This window comes from Deinococcus sp. AJ005, from assembly GCF_009017495.1.
Taxonomy (GTDB): Bacteria; Deinococcota; Deinococci; order Deinococcales; family Deinococcaceae; genus Deinococcus.
Genome location: NZ_CP044990.1, coordinates 2,944,051 through 2,958,251 on the forward strand (window position 1 = coordinate 2,944,051; position 14,201 = coordinate 2,958,251).

General features: G+C 65.2%; 14 protein-coding genes and 1 tRNA gene. 10 read left to right on the top strand and 5 right to left on the bottom strand.

Annotation, left to right across the window (positions count from 1 at the left end; all coding sequences use genetic code 11):
* The first annotated feature begins 5 nt into the window (after positions 1 to 5).
* From DAAJ005_RS16155 to DAAJ005_RS16170, 4 genes are all read left to right on the top strand, one after another.
* Positions 6 to 2,426, top strand: a complete 2,421-nt coding sequence (locus tag DAAJ005_RS16155) for a bifunctional diguanylate cyclase/phosphodiesterase (protein ID WP_151847999.1) — start codon at positions 6 to 8, stop codon at positions 2,424 to 2,426.
* A 92-nt stretch (positions 2,427 to 2,518) separates the two neighbouring features.
* A tRNA-Pro gene (locus DAAJ005_RS16160) sits at positions 2,519 to 2,595 on the top strand.
* 152 nt (positions 2,596 to 2,747) lie between these two features.
* Entirely contained in the window at positions 2,748 to 3,890 is a 1,143-nt protein-coding gene (locus DAAJ005_RS16165) for an acyl-CoA dehydrogenase family protein (RefSeq protein ID WP_151848000.1), read from the top strand.
* Positions 3,891 to 3,950: 60 nt separating this feature from the next.
* On the top strand, positions 3,951 to 4,436 hold the full coding sequence (locus DAAJ005_RS16170; RefSeq protein ID WP_151848001.1) for a hypothetical protein: 486 nt from the start codon (positions 3,951 to 3,953) through the stop codon (positions 4,434 to 4,436).
* A 10-nt stretch (positions 4,437 to 4,446) separates the two neighbouring features.
* Here DAAJ005_RS16170 and DAAJ005_RS16175 read toward each other — a convergent pair whose 3' ends face one another.
* Both DAAJ005_RS16175 and trxB read right to left on the bottom strand, forming a co-directional pair.
* The gene (locus DAAJ005_RS16175) at positions 4,447 to 4,962 is read right to left on the bottom strand and encodes an HD domain-containing protein (protein WP_151848002.1); all 516 of its coding nucleotides are present in this window, start codon (positions 4,960 to 4,962) and stop codon (positions 4,447 to 4,449) included.
* Between the two features lie 114 nt (positions 4,963 to 5,076).
* On the bottom strand, positions 5,077 to 6,054 hold the full coding sequence (gene trxB / locus DAAJ005_RS16180) for a thioredoxin-disulfide reductase (RefSeq protein ID WP_151848003.1): 978 nt from the start codon (positions 6,052 to 6,054) through the stop codon (positions 5,077 to 5,079).
* A 143-nt stretch (positions 6,055 to 6,197) separates the two neighbouring features.
* On the opposite strand from trxB, the gene DAAJ005_RS16185 reads away from it, so the two are divergent.
* Complete coding sequence (locus tag DAAJ005_RS16185; protein ID WP_151848004.1) at positions 6,198 to 7,088, top strand: metal ABC transporter solute-binding protein, Zn/Mn family; 891 nt, start codon at positions 6,198 to 6,200, stop codon at positions 7,086 to 7,088.
* A 21-nt stretch (positions 7,089 to 7,109) separates the two neighbouring features.
* Here DAAJ005_RS16185 and DAAJ005_RS16190 read toward each other — a convergent pair whose 3' ends face one another.
* Positions 7,110 to 7,907, bottom strand: a complete 798-nt coding sequence (locus DAAJ005_RS16190; RefSeq protein ID WP_151848005.1) for a GNAT family N-acetyltransferase — start codon at positions 7,905 to 7,907, stop codon at positions 7,110 to 7,112.
* Between the two features lie 84 nt (positions 7,908 to 7,991).
* Between DAAJ005_RS16190 and DAAJ005_RS16195 the strand changes: the two genes are divergently transcribed.
* From DAAJ005_RS16195 to DAAJ005_RS16205, 3 genes are all read left to right on the top strand, one after another.
* Positions 7,992 to 8,714, top strand: coding sequence for a metal ABC transporter ATP-binding protein (locus DAAJ005_RS16195; RefSeq protein WP_151848006.1), 723 nt, complete (start codon positions 7,992 to 7,994; stop codon positions 8,712 to 8,714).
* Between the two features lie 51 nt (positions 8,715 to 8,765).
* Positions 8,766 to 9,575: a metal ABC transporter permease gene (locus DAAJ005_RS16200; protein ID WP_151848007.1), complete on the top strand. Its 810-nt coding sequence runs from the start codon at positions 8,766 to 8,768 to the stop codon at positions 9,573 to 9,575.
* Positions 9,576 to 9,770: 195 nt separating this feature from the next.
* A complete protein-coding gene (locus DAAJ005_RS16205) occupies positions 9,771 to 11,378 on the top strand; it encodes an ABC-F family ATP-binding cassette domain-containing protein (RefSeq protein ID WP_226342482.1) in 1,608 nt (535 codons plus the stop codon).
* 70 nt (positions 11,379 to 11,448) lie between these two features.
* On the opposite strand, the gene DAAJ005_RS16210 is transcribed toward DAAJ005_RS16205, so the two are convergent.
* Both DAAJ005_RS16210 and lepB read right to left on the bottom strand, forming a co-directional pair.
* Positions 11,449 to 11,970 carry a hypothetical protein gene (locus DAAJ005_RS16210; protein WP_151848009.1) on the bottom strand — a complete coding sequence of 174 codons (522 nt, stop codon included), beginning with the start codon at positions 11,968 to 11,970 and terminating at the stop codon, positions 11,449 to 11,451.
* Positions 11,971 to 12,042: 72 nt separating this feature from the next.
* The gene (lepB, locus tag DAAJ005_RS16215) at positions 12,043 to 12,636 is read right to left on the bottom strand and encodes a signal peptidase I (protein ID WP_151848010.1); all 594 of its coding nucleotides are present in this window, start codon (positions 12,634 to 12,636) and stop codon (positions 12,043 to 12,045) included.
* A gap of 204 nt (positions 12,637 to 12,840) precedes the next feature.
* On the opposite strand from lepB, the gene DAAJ005_RS16220 reads away from it, so the two are divergent.
* A complete protein-coding gene (locus DAAJ005_RS16220) occupies positions 12,841 to 13,182 on the top strand; it encodes an FKBP-type peptidyl-prolyl cis-trans isomerase (RefSeq protein ID WP_075833642.1) in 342 nt (113 codons plus the stop codon).
* Between the two features lie 208 nt (positions 13,183 to 13,390).
* Positions 13,391 to 14,170, top strand: a complete 780-nt coding sequence (locus DAAJ005_RS16225; protein WP_226342483.1) for a DeoR/GlpR family DNA-binding transcription regulator — start codon at positions 13,391 to 13,393, stop codon at positions 14,168 to 14,170.
* The last annotated feature ends 31 nt before the right edge of the window (positions 14,171 to 14,201 follow it).

A 14,201-nucleotide genomic window follows, 5' to 3' on the forward strand; every position in this document is an offset into this window, starting at 1 on the left:
GATATATGAAGCCGGCAGATCGGCGAGGACTGAACGTGGCCCTGCTGGCGACGGGCGCCTTCGCGCTGGGTCACCTGGGCTGGGTGGCGCTACACCCACGCGGAGCAGATGCGGACGGGCTGGTGCAGACCTTCTCGCTGGGCGTGCTGTATGCCTCGGCCCTGACCTGCTGGTACGCGGCGCGCAGCACCCCGGAAACGGCCCCGACGTGGCGCTGGATGACGCTGGCGCTGGGCCTCTACGCCGTGAGCGATACCCTGTACGCCCTGCTGGAGTGGCGCGACGGGACCGTCCCTTCTCCATCGGTACTGGACGCGTTTTATCTGGGCTTTTACGTGCTGTTCATCCGGGCCTGTCTGGCCCTGCCACGCCAGCCGCTGCGGCAGGCTGAGGCGTGGCGGCTGACCCTGGATGTCGGGATCGTAGTAGGTTCGCTGGGCGTGCTGCTGTGGTACGGCGCACTGGCCTCGTTGCTGGGCGCAGCGCAGGCGAGCCTGATCAGCATCCTGGTCAACCTGGCGTATCCGGTCCTCGGGCTGTGTGCGCTGGGGCTGCTGATGACCGTCATCAGACGCCATGACCACATCGAATTGAAAGAAAGCCTGCTGGCGCTGGGCCTCACGACTTTTGTGATCGGGGATACGCTGTATCCGTCCATCGATGCCGATGGCAGTTTCACGTCGGGAATCCCCGAAGCCCTGCTGTGGACCGGCGGCGCACTGCTTTTTGCCTTGGCGGCCTGGAACTCGCGCCGCGCCGCGCCGCTGGGGCCTTCGCTGACAGCAGTGGCGCACGTCACCGCCACAATCAGCCGGCCCCTATACGCGCTGACCCCTTACCTGGGATTGGCGGCCTGTTTTGCCCTGGCACTGTCCACCCACGGCGAGGTCACGCTGGCCGCCCACGGCGCAATGTGGGGCACGGCGGGCGTGACATTACTGGTGGCCGCCCGCCAGATCGCGGCCCTGCGGGACAACGCGGCCCTGACCGCGCAACTGGCCGCCCTGAACGCCAGCCTGGAACAGCGGGTGGTGGCCCGCACCGCCGAGGTCGAGCGGGGCCGCGCCCAACTGGAGGCCCGCGCCCGCGAACTGGCCTGGCAGGCCCAGCACGATTCGCTGACGGGCCTGCCCAACCGCGCCGGATTCCTGAGCGCGCTGGACGAGGCGGTAGAAGAGCAAAAGCAGCAGGGACAGCAAGCCCCTGCGCTGGCCGTTCTGTTTCTGGATCTGGACGGCTTCAAGGGGGTCAACGACACGCTGGGGCATACGGTGGGAGACCAGCTCCTGATCAAGGTGGCGGCCCGGCTGCGCGGCGCGCTGCGGCCCGGCGAATTCGCGGCCCGGCTGGGCGGCGACGAATTCATGGTGCTGACCTCTGGGCCGCCGCAGGCCCGCGCCCAGCAGGTGCTAGATCTGTTTGCCTTACCCTTTGACCTGGGAGACCGCCCGGTGAAGATCAGCGCCTCGGTGGGGGTCAGCGTCTACCCGGACAGTGGCCGGGACGCCGAGAGCCTGTACATGCACGCCGATGTCGCCATGTACGAGGCCAAGCGCGCGGGTAAGGGCGCAGCGCGCGCCTTTATGCCCCAGTCCACCCAGGCACTGCGTTCGCGTAGCGAGCTGGAAGACCGGTTGAGCGGCGCGCTGGAACGCGGCGAATTCAGGCTGTACTACCAGCCCATCCATGACGTGGCGCGGCAGGTCGTGGCGCTGGAGGCGCTGCTGCGCTGGGACAGCCCCGAATTGGGCCTGCTGTCCCCCGGCCAGTTTCTGCCGGTGATCCACGAGCGCGGGCTGGACGGCAAACTGGGTGACTGGGTGCTGGACGAGGCCTGCGCCCAACTGGCACGCTGGCACGCGGCAGGGCACGGTGGGCTACGGATGGCCGTGAACATCTTCCCCACCCAGTTCAGGAGCGCGACTTTTGCCCAGACGGTGGAGAGGGTCCTCGCGTGCCACGGCCTGACGGGGGCAGCCCTGGAACTCGAGGTGATCGGGACCCTGCTCAGCGGCTGCGAGGCCCACGCCGCCGGGATGATGGAAGCTCTTCAGCGCCAGGGGGTCCTGTGGTCCCTGTGTGGCTTCGGCGTGCAGACCTCGGCCCTGTCGCCGCTGCTGAAGCTGTCGATCGGGGTTCTCAAGCTGGACCGCAGCCTGATCGGCGCGCTGGACGGTCCGCTGGACGGGCAGGAACAGGCCCGCCGCGCCGTGGGAGCCATCACCGCCCTGGCCGGGGCGCTGGGCCTGAGCGTGGTGGCCGAGGGCATCGAAACCCGCGCACAGTGGGCGGCAGTGACCGACCTGGGATGCGCGTACAGCCAGGGCTTCTGGCTGGGCCACCCACAGAACGTGGCAAAAACAGCCGAGCGCCTGGGCAGAGCGCCCGGGCATCTGCCCGACTCCAAACCAATCGTGCCGTCCTAGATTTGCCTGCCTGCCGGGGGGGTCCCGGCGGAACCCAGGGCCACACCCTTGACCGATGCCTTCCCAGCACTTATAGTTCTGAGGCTGGGAATCGAGGCGTAGCGCAGCCTGGTAGCGCACTACCTTGGGGTGGTAGGGGTCGTGAGTTCAAATCTCGCCGCCTCGACCAGCATCGAGTTCACAGGGTCCCTCCTGATCAGATCTGCGGAAGCCGTCAAACGCTTTCGCAGATTTTTTTGGTTCATTAATTCGTGCGTCGACTGGGAACAGTGGGTTGCGCCGTCCAGACAGCGTGAGCCAGATGCTCTAGGCTAGGCCCAAATGGATTTCAATCTGCCCGATGACCTGCGCGAGGTGCAGGCGACTATTCGTGATTTCATGCTCAGCCGCGTGGAACCCCGCGCTCACGAGATTGAGGACACCAACAGCGTGCCACCTGAGTTGTTTAAGGAGGCCGCAGGGTTGGGCCTGTTCGGTCTGAGTATCCCCGAGGAATACGGCGGCGTGGGCCTGGGCATGCTGGGTCGCTGCGCCGTGTACGAGGCGCTGGGGCAGGGGCACATGGGCTTCGGCGGCGTGATCAGCGCCCACGCCTCAATTGGCACGTCGGGGCTGGTCAAGCTGGGCAACGAGGAACAGAAGGGGCGTTTCCTGCCGCGCATGGCGTCGGGCGAGTGCGTGGCGGGTTTTGCCATCACCGAACCCAGCAGCGGCTCGGACGCCGCCAACATCCGCACCCGCGCCGTTAAAAAGGATGACGTGTACGTGCTGAACGGTACTAAACACTATATTTCCAACGCGCCGATTGCCGGGCTGCTGACCGTGATCGCCATCACCGATCCCAGCCAGGGCAGCAAAGGCATGAGCGCCTTTCTGGTGGAGCCGCAGACCACCCCCGGTGTGCGCGTGGGCAAGATCGACGAGAAGATGGGGCAGAAGGGAGCGCTGAGTGCCGAGGTGATCTTCGAGGACGCCGAGATTCCCGCCGCTAACCTGCTGGGGCCAGAGCATATGGGCTACCGCGAGGCGCTGGGCATCCTGACCGCCGGGCGGGTGGGGATTGCCGCACGCAGCACCGGGGCCATGCAACGGCTGCTGGACCTCTCGGTGGCCCATGCCAAGACCCGCGAGCAATTTGGGCAGCCCATCGGTGAATTCCAGGCGGTGCAGTTCATGCTGGCCGAGATGGAAATCGCCGTGCAGACCAGCCGCGTGCTGTGGCAGAAGGTGGCCTGGATGGTGGACGAGGGCCAGGACGTGCGCCGCATGGCTTCCGTTGCCAAGTACCACGCCACCGAGGCGCTGTCGCAGGTGGCCGACAAGGCCGTGCAGGTGGCCGGGGGCATGGGTTACATGAAAGACAGCCCGGTGGAGCGCTACTACCGCGATCAGCGCCTGCTGCGAATCTACGAGGGCACCAGCGAGATTCAGAAAATCATCATCGCCAAGAGCCTGCTGGCGTAGGGCGATGGGCAGAGGGCTTTTGTAAGCCCCAGATCAGCGGCCTTCCCTTAAGATGGGGGCATGAGACAACCCGGACTGGCGCGAATCGGAATGATGCTGTGCGGTCTGGGACTGGCAGGTTGCGGGTCGCTGGGCAGCGCGCCCACACCGCTGGCCGGGGACCTGCTGAACGCTCCTACCACCCTGAATTTGGGTAGGCAACTGCTGCGGCTCACGGCGGCTCCACAACTGATCAAGGAAGCAGACCGCTTCAGCGTACGCGTCAGTGTGGAGGCCAGTAGGCCCGCCGCGACTGATCCCCTGAAAGTCACAGGGATTTACGTTTTCACCGGATTGGGACTGTGGCAATCGCCCCGGCTCAGCGATTTCTCGGGGGCCAGCAACTGCTCCGCTCAGGTGTGTGCCTGGGGCAGCGGCGGCGCGAACGGCTTCACGGCGGGCGAGGACGTGCGCGTGATCGCCCAGCTTCGGGATGCGAGCGGCAAGACCTACTGGCTGCGCGACGCCCGGAGTCAGAACGTCGTTGCAAAACCGCTGATCCGCTAGCGAGCGCCCCTCATTCCTGATCGTCGTAATGGTGGAGCAGGGCCGCGTCGGGTTCGGTGCCGGGTTGGTGGTGCAACGCCACCAGCCGGACCACACGCGCCCTGGCCCCAGCGCGGGTCAGTAGCGTGGCCCCCAGCGCCGGATGTTGCGCGCGGATACCCAGCGCCCCCACAGGCGGCAGCCAGCGCGCCAGCCGGGTGGGCACCAGCCCCACCAGCACGCGCTCGGCCACGCGGTAAGGGCGGACGCTCTTGCCACAGTCGTGCAGCAGGGCGGCGGCCACCAGCTCAGGGGCCGCCGCTGGGTGTTCGCGCAATAGGTGCAGGGTGACGCGGCAGGCGTGTTCGCGGTCACGGGGGTCCATGCCCCGGTACACCTGCGCCTCTCCCGCCGTCAGGTGGGTCAGCGCCCAGGCGTCGTCTGGGTGGGCGTCCACGGCCCGCACGCTGCGCGCCAGCCGCCGCACCTTGGCCGCGTAGCCCAGGGCCTTGTGGCCTATGCGGTCAGACAGACGCAGGGGTTTCATGGCAGCCAGAATAGTGGAAAGCGGCCCCTGGAACCGCAAGAAAAGAGCGGGAGGCCAGCCCGATCAGCCGCCTCCCGCCCATTCAATCCTTGAAACTCAATCGGCCCCTGAAGATCAGTCGGCTGCCGTTTCTGCCCCGGCCACTTCCAGCGCGGCCAGCGCACGTTCGGCGCTCATGGCCGCGCGGGTGCCTGCGCCGACGCTGGTGCCGAGCTGGCGGTAGATGTAGTCGCTGACATCGCCCGCCGCGAACAGCAGGGGCACGCTGGTGTAGATCTCGTCGGTCACGTCCACGTAGCCGTCCTCGCGCAGTTTGACGGTGTCCTTGACGAACTCGGTATTCGGCACATGGCCGATGAAGATGAAAACGCCGTCGGTGGTCATATCGCTAACTTCGCCCGTCTTGAGATTCTTGAGACGCACGCCACTCACTGCGCCGTCGCCCTGGATTTCCTCTACGCCCGTGTCCCAGATGAACTTCATCTTGGGGTTGGCGAAGGCGCGGGCCTGGGCCACCTTGTTGGCGCGCAGGCTGTCACGGCGATGGATCAACGTGACCTCGTCGGCGAACTTGGTCAGGAACAGCCCCTCTTCCACGGCGGCGTCTCCTCCACCGATCACCACCACTTTCTTGCCCCGGTAAAAGAAGCCGTCGCAGGTGGCGCAGGTGCTGACGCCCCGGCCCCAGAACGCTTCCTCGCCAGGGACGTTCAGGCGTTTGGGATTCGCGCCCGTCGCCAGAATCACGCTCTTGGCACGGTAGTTGCCGCTATAGCCCTTGACCAGGAAAGGGTAGTGGTGATCGCCGGTCTGCTCGATGGCCTCCACCTCGTCCATCTCGATCTTGCCGCCGAACTTCTCGGCCTGCTGCTGCATCCGCCCGGCCAGTTCCATGCCGCTGATGGGTTCGGGGAAACCGGGGTAGTTCTCGACCTCCTCCGTCTGGGCGATCTGGCCGCCGGGCAGGCCCTTTTCCAGAATCAGGGTGGACAGGCTGGCGCGGCCCGTGTAGATGGCCGCCGTCAGTCCGGCGGGGCCGCCGCCGACGATCACAACGTCATAATCCCGGGTTTGCGGAAGGGTACTGGTCATGAGAAAAGCGTATCACCGCCCACCAGAGAAGTTGGTTAAGCACGCACAGTTTACTTTTTAAAGCATCAATGGGTGATCCATCTGTCGGGACGCAAACCAAACCTGACCTTGTCCTCTTATTGATAATAGAATATCATTCGCTAATGTTTAGAACTTCGTTCCTGATCGCGCTGCTGTCTGCTGGGGTCGCCGCCGCCGCGCCCCTGCAAGTCAGCGTATCCAACAGCATCCTGGCCGACTTCGTGCGAAATGTCGGCGGCGCGCGGGTCAGCATCAACGAGATCGTGCCTGCCGGGGCCGATCCGCACAGCTTTCAGCCATCGGCCAGCGTGATCCGGGGGCTGGCGGGCAGCCGGGTGCTGTTCGTCAACGGGGCGGGCCTGGAGCCGTGGCTGCCGCAGGTGCGCGCCTCTGCGCCGTCGGTGCCCGTCCGCACTGTGACGGACGGCCTGAAACTGCGCGCAGGCGGCGGAGAATCAGGACATACCGGCGAGGAACACGGCGACTTCGATCCACACGCGTGGTGGGATCTGGGGCTGGCGGCGGGCTACGTTAAAAATATCCAGGGCGTGCTGACGGCCCTCGATCCGGCAGGCAAGGCCAGCTATGCGGGGAACACCGCCGCTTACCTGAAAAAGCTGAGCGAGGCCGATGCCTACGCCAAAAAACAATTTGCCACCCTGCCCGCCAGCAAACGCCAGATCGTGACCAACCACGACGCGCTGAATTACTTTGCCGCCCGCTACGGCCTGAAGCTGGTAGGTGCGGTGATTCCCGGCCTCAGCACCGAACGCGAGCCGAGTGCGCGCGAACTGGCGACGCTGATCACGGCGGTGAAAAAGAGCGGCGCGAAGGTGATCTTCACCGAGAACACAGTAAATGTTCGTCTGGCGCAGGCCCTGGCTAAAGAAACTGGCGCAAAGATCGCCCCGCCGCTGTATACCGACGCGCTGGGACCAAAAGACAGCGCGGGCGGGACGTTCCTGAAGGCGCTGCGCTTCAATGTGGACGCAATGGTGGGGGCACTGCGCTAGGGCCAGTCGAAATAAGGCCAGTCAGCGCCGCCAGACATACGGCGTCGTGGTGGTGACCGCCAGCAGCCCGCTGCGCTCCAGAATCGGGCGGGAAAATTCGGTGGAGTCGCTGTGCAGATAGCGCACGCCTCTGGCAAGTGCAGCCTGGGCGCGGGCAGCGGTGAGGGCGCGGTAGATGCCCCGCCCACGCCACTCTGGAAGCGTACCGCCACCCCACAATCCGGCAAATTCAGTGTCAGGGATGACTTCCAGGCGGCCCACGCAGACCATCTCCTGCGCGGTTTCGGCCACCCACAGTTCCACCCGGCCCTCGCCCTGCTCGATGCGGCGCATCAGATCATCTGTACCGAAAGCCTGCCCGAAGGCGAGTTCCTGCGCTCTGGCGGCCCGCACCACATCCGGGTAGGGATCAGGCTGATTGTCGATGCGGCGGAGCGTCACCCCGTCTGGAAGAGGCACGGGCTGGCCCAGCAGGCGGGCCTCCCCCAGCATCACCGTTTCAGTCTCCTCGGCCTCGAAACCCTGCGCGCTCAGGCGCTCGGGCAGATCGGCGGGAGTGTCGTGGCCGCGCGTCTTCCACTCGAAGGACGTGATGTGCGGATCGGCGGCGTAATGCGCGACGGTCTGCGCGATCAGCTCATCCAGAGCCTGCCCGGTCAACCCATTCAACGAACGGTAGGACACGAAGCCCCGGTCCCCAAACTTGCCGCGCCACAGCGGGCCACTCCGGTCCACGCTATCGGCGGACAGCATCTCGGTTCCCTCACGCAACTGGGCGTCGTAAGCGGTCAGCAGGCTTGCTCGGAGGTCAGCGTCCATGCCTCAGCCTAATTCGCCCAGACCTTTCTCCTGCTTCTTGATAACCCACTCGCAATATCGGCCCGACAGGAGTAAGCTGCCGCCGTGCTGGGCGTTGAACATCTGACTGTCAAATATGGCTCGCAAGTGGCTCTGGAAGACGCCACCGTGCGTTTCGAGGCTGGAACATTCTCGGCCATCATCGGTCCCAACGGTGCGGGCAAATCCACGCTGCTGCGGACGCTGGTGGGGTTGCTGCCGGACCACAACGACGCCGTGCGCTTCGACGCGGGCCACACCGCACAGGACTGCATTTCCTACGTGCCGCAGCAGCAGACGCTGGACTGGGGCTTTCCGGTCACGGTCTGGGACACGGCGATGATGGGCCGCACCGGACGCCTGGGCTGGCTGCGCTGGCCGGGCCGCGCGGACCGTGAGCGGGTGGCGGCAGCGCTGAAGGAAACCGGCGTGTATGAACTGAGACACCGCCACATCGGCGCGCTCAGCGGGGGCCAGCGCCAGCGCGTGCTGCTGGCCCGCATGCTGGTCCGCGACGGCCACCTGCTGCTGCTGGACGAACCGCTGACCGGAGTGGACGCCACCACGCAGGAACAACTGATGGCCCTGCTGCGCGCCCAGGCCGACAGGGGCCGCGCCGTGGTGATGGTCACCCACGATCTGGAACAGGCCCGGCGCTGGTGCGATCACCTGATCCTGATCAACAGGCGCGTGGTAGCTGACGGCACCCCTGCCGAGGTCTACACCCCGCAGAACATTGAGGCGACGTTCAGCACCTCGCATCTGGGACACACGCATGCGGAGGCTTGAGGGCATGAGGGACGACTCTTGGAGCCTGCTCGAAAGCCTCAGACCCATCCTATGAACTTCCTGACTGATCCCCTGCAATTCGATTTCTTCGTGCGCGCGCTGCTGGCCGTATCGCTGGTCAGCGTGCTGTGCGCTCTGGTGGGCGCGTGGGTGGTGCTGCGCGGCCTGAGCTACATCGGGGACGCCATGAGCCACGCAGTGCTGCCGGGCATCGTGGGGGCATTCCTGTCGGGCGGCAGCCTGCTGCTGGGCGCGCTGGTGGCCGCCGTGTTGACCGCGCTGGGCATCGGCGTGGTGGGGCAGCGCAGCGGCCTCAAGCAGGACAGTGCCATTGGGATCGTGTTCGTGGGCATGTTCGCGCTGGGCATCGTGATGCTCTCCAGGGTGCCCACCTTTACCTCGGACCTGAGCCACTTTCTGATCGGCAACCCGTTAGGGGTAACCACCGCCGACCTGTGGGGCGCGCTGGTGGTCACGCTGGTGGTGGGTACGGTGCTGTACGCGGTGCAGAAGGAACTGCTGCTGGCCTCCTTTGATCCCACCGAGGCGCGGGCGGTGGGGCTGCCCGTGAGGCGGCTGGAAAGCCTGCTGCTCATTCTGATTGGCCTGGTGGTGGTGCTGACCGTGCAACTGGTGGGAACCACCCTCAGCGTCAGCCTGCTGATCACGTCCAGCGCCACGGCCCGCCTGCTGGCCCGCAGTCTGCCGCGCATGATCGCGCTGGCTGCCACACTGGGCATCGTGGGCGGAGTGGTGGGCCTGTACCTCAGCTATTACCTGGACACGGCCACCGGCGCAACGATTGTGCTGGTGAACACGGCGGTCTTTCTGCTGGTGCTGCTGTTCCGGCGCAAGGAGTAAAGGCGGGCAGGTGCGCCATCTGGCCTAGCCGCGCCCCCCCGAGATAAACTCACGCCAACGCTTCCGGGCTTCCCGGCGTTCGGCCCTCCGTCCATTCAAAGGATGTTTTAAGTTGCGCCTCAACCCCCTGTAACCACGGTTTGAATTGCCTTCCCACATTGTCTGGGATGGCCTTCGCCCACAGGGGGTCATATTTTGTTGTTGCGTGCTACGGAAGTCGCCCGGATTTACGGCGACGAGACGATTTTTGAAGGTGTGAATGTAGAGATCGGAGCGGGCGAACGCCTCGCACTGATCGGGGAAAACGGTAGCGGCAAGAGTACGCTGCTGCGCGTGCTGGCGGGGCTGGGCGCGCCGGATGCGGGGACAGTGACGCGAATGGGCAGTCTGGCCCTGCTGACCCAGCACACGGCGACAGAGGCGGGAAAGCTGCTGGACGCTGTGACGCCACTAGAATTGCGACGGGCAGGGCAGGTGTTCAGGGTGACCTCCGCCGCACTATGCAACGCCGACGACAACGCCCTGAACGCCTTTGCGGAAGCCGAGGAGGCGTACCGACTGGCAGGCGGCTACGATTTTGAGGCGAGGGCAGCGGGCGTGCTGGACGATCTGGGGCTGGACACCAGGCTCAACGCATCTGCGCTATCCGGCGGCCAGACCCGCCGCGTGATGCTGGCGCGCCTGCTGCTCTCCCCCGCCGACGTGTATCTGCTGGACGAACCCACCAATCATCTGGACGCAGACGGCGCAGCGTGGCTGGAAGGGTGGATTCAGGACTCGGGCGCGGCGTTCGTGCTGGCCAGCCATGACCGCGCCTTTCTGGACGCATTAGCAACCCGCACGGCGGAACTGGAACGCGGCACCCTGACCACGTATCCCGGCGCTTACACGGCGGCAATGGACCTCAAGGCGACGTTGCGTGAGGCCCAGGAGCGCGATTACACGGCGTTCAAACGCAAGCGGGCGGCGCTGGAGGAGGAGCAGCGACGGCAGGCCAGCAAGAGCGGCGTGGAGGAAAATCGGCGACGTGCAAAGGACGGCGACAAGTTCCGGTCCACCCACAAAGCAGAGCGGGGCCAGCAGATTTTCTCGGCCAGGGCGAAGGCCATGCAAAAACAGATAGACCGTCTGGACGCCGTCGCCACCGCCAGACCCTTTCAGGACCGCCGCACCGTGCGCCTGGATTTACCCCCGGCTCCGCACGGCCCCTCCGAAGTGCTGACCGTTCGGGATTTAGGGGTCTGGCGCGGTGAGAACAGGATTCTGAACGACGTGAATCTGGATGTGCGGCGCGGGGAACGTATCGCCCTGACCGGGCCGAACGGCGGCGGCAAAAGCACCTTGCTGGGCGCACTCCTGGGCACATTGCCGTATACAGGAGAGATTCGCTGGGGACCGGGCCTGACGGTGTACGCGGCGGGGCAGCACGGCGAGGAACTGTCCCATCTGGAGACCGTAGGTGAGGCGCTGCTGGACGCCAACCCGGACCTCACGCCGCACCAGTTACACGAGGTTGCGGCGGGGCTAGATTTGCCCGGCGGCCCCGCCTTTCCCCTCTCCGGCCTGTCCGGTGGCCAGCGCACCCGCCTCAGCCTCGCGCGCCTGAGCGTCACGCGGGCGCAGGTGCTGGTGCTGGACGAGCCGACAAACCATCTGGACATCCGCGCCATCGAGGCGTTGGAGAGGCTGCTGCTGAACTTCCCCGGCACCGTCCTCCTCGCCAGCCATGACCGCGCACTGATCGGGCGAGTGGCGACGCGGGTGTGGGCGGTGGAGGGCGGCGGGGTGAGAGAAGCAGACTGAATGTTCCACCTGTTCAGGAACGACGTTTTGGCGGTTAGACCGTTTGACTTTTAGACGGTTGGACCCTCCTTTACTGAAAACGCAGTGTCGCCAAAACCTTCGTGAACAGTGCATTCGCTACCGCATAGCGAGCAGGTGAATCCGTGAGCTGAAAGGAGTACAGATTCCGTGCGCCGTTGCCGTACCACACGCGAATTCTTAGCTGACCCTGCGGGTGGGTCACGCTGTACTCGCGCTCGGTGCCGCCCACGCCACCGTAACGGGCGTCCTTGCTGGACAGTTGCTTGATGGTCACGCCACTGGACTTGAGGCCCGTCTCGAACTTGCCGAATTCAGTGTTCAGGTCCACGGCCTTGCCTTCTTTGGGCATGAACAGCAGGCGGATCAGCGTGGCGGGCGGGGCCTTGGCCGACACCAGACTGACGCCGGAGGTGCCGTCGGAGAAATCCGCGCCCAGCCAGCCCTGCGGCAGACTGACCTTGAAGGGCAATTTGGGATCGCTGAACGGCACCAGCGTCTGTGCGCCCGCCGTTCCCAGGCTGGCGGTGCCCACAGTGAGTGCGGCGGCGGCAAGAAGAGAAGAAGCTTTCATACCCAGGACGGTAGCAACCCAGGGTGAGGACTTGCCGCGCCACATCATCAGGGGGCCGTCATCAGGAGGGTGTCAGCGCCGGATGGGGCCTGGCCGGGGCCACAGACGCAGATCGGCAGGTCCGGCCACGTCGCGCAGGTCCACCGGGCCGTACACGCGGCTATCCAGACTGGACCCCAGGCGGCGGTTGTCGCCCATCACCCAGACCTTGCCCGGCGGCACCGTCAGCGCGGGCTGATCACGCAAAAACCCCTCGCTGGCGTAGCTTTCGGCCAGTGGCTTCCCGTTGACCATCACGCGCCCGTCCTGAATGGCCACCGTATCGCCTGCCAACGCCAGTGCCCGCTTGACGTTGTAGGGGCGGTGCCGGACGCCCCAGACGGTCTCATAGCTGTACGCGCTGTCCGCCGGGGCCTTGAAGATCAGCAGATCGCCGCGCCGGGGATAAGCGGTAGGCAGGCCCCAGGCGTGCAGCCAGCGCGGATATTTCAGCAACAGCAGCGCGTCCCCGGTGGCCAGCGTTTCCTGCATCGAGTCGCCGTCTACCCTCGCCAGCGTGCCCACGAAGGTGGTCAGCAGATAAACAGGCAGCAGTGCTCCCAGAACCCAGGTGCGCCAGGCCCACCGCCAGGGGCCGATAGAGGATGGAGAGAGGGCCGGCTTCACGACTGCCCAGGCTAGCAGGCGCGCCGTTCAGGTTGCTCGCTGCCGCAACAAATCTCATTTTTTCCATAGAAAGCGCCTGAACCCTCCTGCACGGGATCGACTGGCCTTCTGAAACACGTATCACGCACGGGCGGGCCTGTGCAAAATTTACCGTCACTTCAGAGATTGGGGGAAACCAAAGGGACAGGCTTTACCCTGCGTGACATGAGCGCCCCCGAACAGCCCCAACTCCAGGTCGAGAAGTACGAAGAGGGAACCGGTATCCCTGCACAGACGGGCAAGATGGTCCGGGTACATTACACCGGCATGCTGGAAAATGGTCAGAAATTCGATTCCAGCCGTGACCGGGGCGAACCCATCGAGTTTCCGCTGGGCGTGGGCTACGTGATTCCCGGCTGGGACCAGGGCATCGCGCAGTTGCGGGTGGGCGACAAGGCCAAACTGACCATCCCGGCCTCTCTGGGGTACGGCGAGGCCGGCGTGCCCGGCGTGATCCCCGGCGGCGCAACCCTGATCTTCGACGTGGAACTGGTGGACGTACGCTGAGTCCCATGCGCTGAGTCCACAGCCTCCACACCCGCACTTCTCGCCCCCAGCCGCCCTCATGGTCTGGGGGCGAACTGCTGGCACATAACGCCGCACGAACGGCTGGCAGCAACAGCACAACACCCGAAATAGGGCCAATCTGCGCTCTTGACCTGTGGGAATCTATATCGTAAACTCCGAAAGCAACGAAAACTAAGATTAGGAGGGGGTGACCTTGATTCAGGCACGCAGGGGCGAGATTCTATCGCTGGCACAACAAAATGGCGAAGTTTCCGCCTCAGACCTTTCAAAACTTCTGGGGGTTTCGGAAGTCACGGTTCGCAGCGACCTGAATGCCCTGTCGGATTCCGGGCAACTGCGGCGTACGCGCGGCGGGGCGCGGCTTCCCCTGGATCTCGAGCGTCCGCTTCTGCTGGGCGAGACCTCTCTGGAAGAAACCAGCCGCAGGCACTCGGCAGCCAAACGGCGCATCGGGCGTGCAGCGGCGGGACTGGTCCAGAACGATGAAACCGTGTTCTTGGACGTGGGCAGCACCACCACTGAAGTCGCCCGCGCCCTGTCGCCTACCCTGCGCGGCGTGACCATCATTACCAATGGGCTGAACATTGCGCTGGAGCTGGAGCGGCTGCCGAACGTGCGGGTCATCGTCACCGGTGGCACGCTGCGCCCCCTGCAACACTCTCTGGTCAGCCCCTACGCATTAGAAGTGCTGGGACGTATTCACGCGGACCGGCTGTTCCTAGGCTGCAACGGTGTGAGCGCCACGGCAGGCGTGACCAACGCCAACCACGAGGAAGCTGAGATCAAGCGGGTCATGGTCCAGCAGTCGCGCGAAGTCGTGGTGGTGGCGGACCACAGCAAACTGGGCCACATCAGTCAGGCGCAGGTGGCTCACGTGGGGGCCGTCCACACCCTGATCACTGATAAGCACAGCAATGGGCCTCCCGCCGATCTGCTGAACTGCATTCCCGATCTCCGAATCGTTTAGACTCCCCTTCCACCTTAATTCAACACTCATC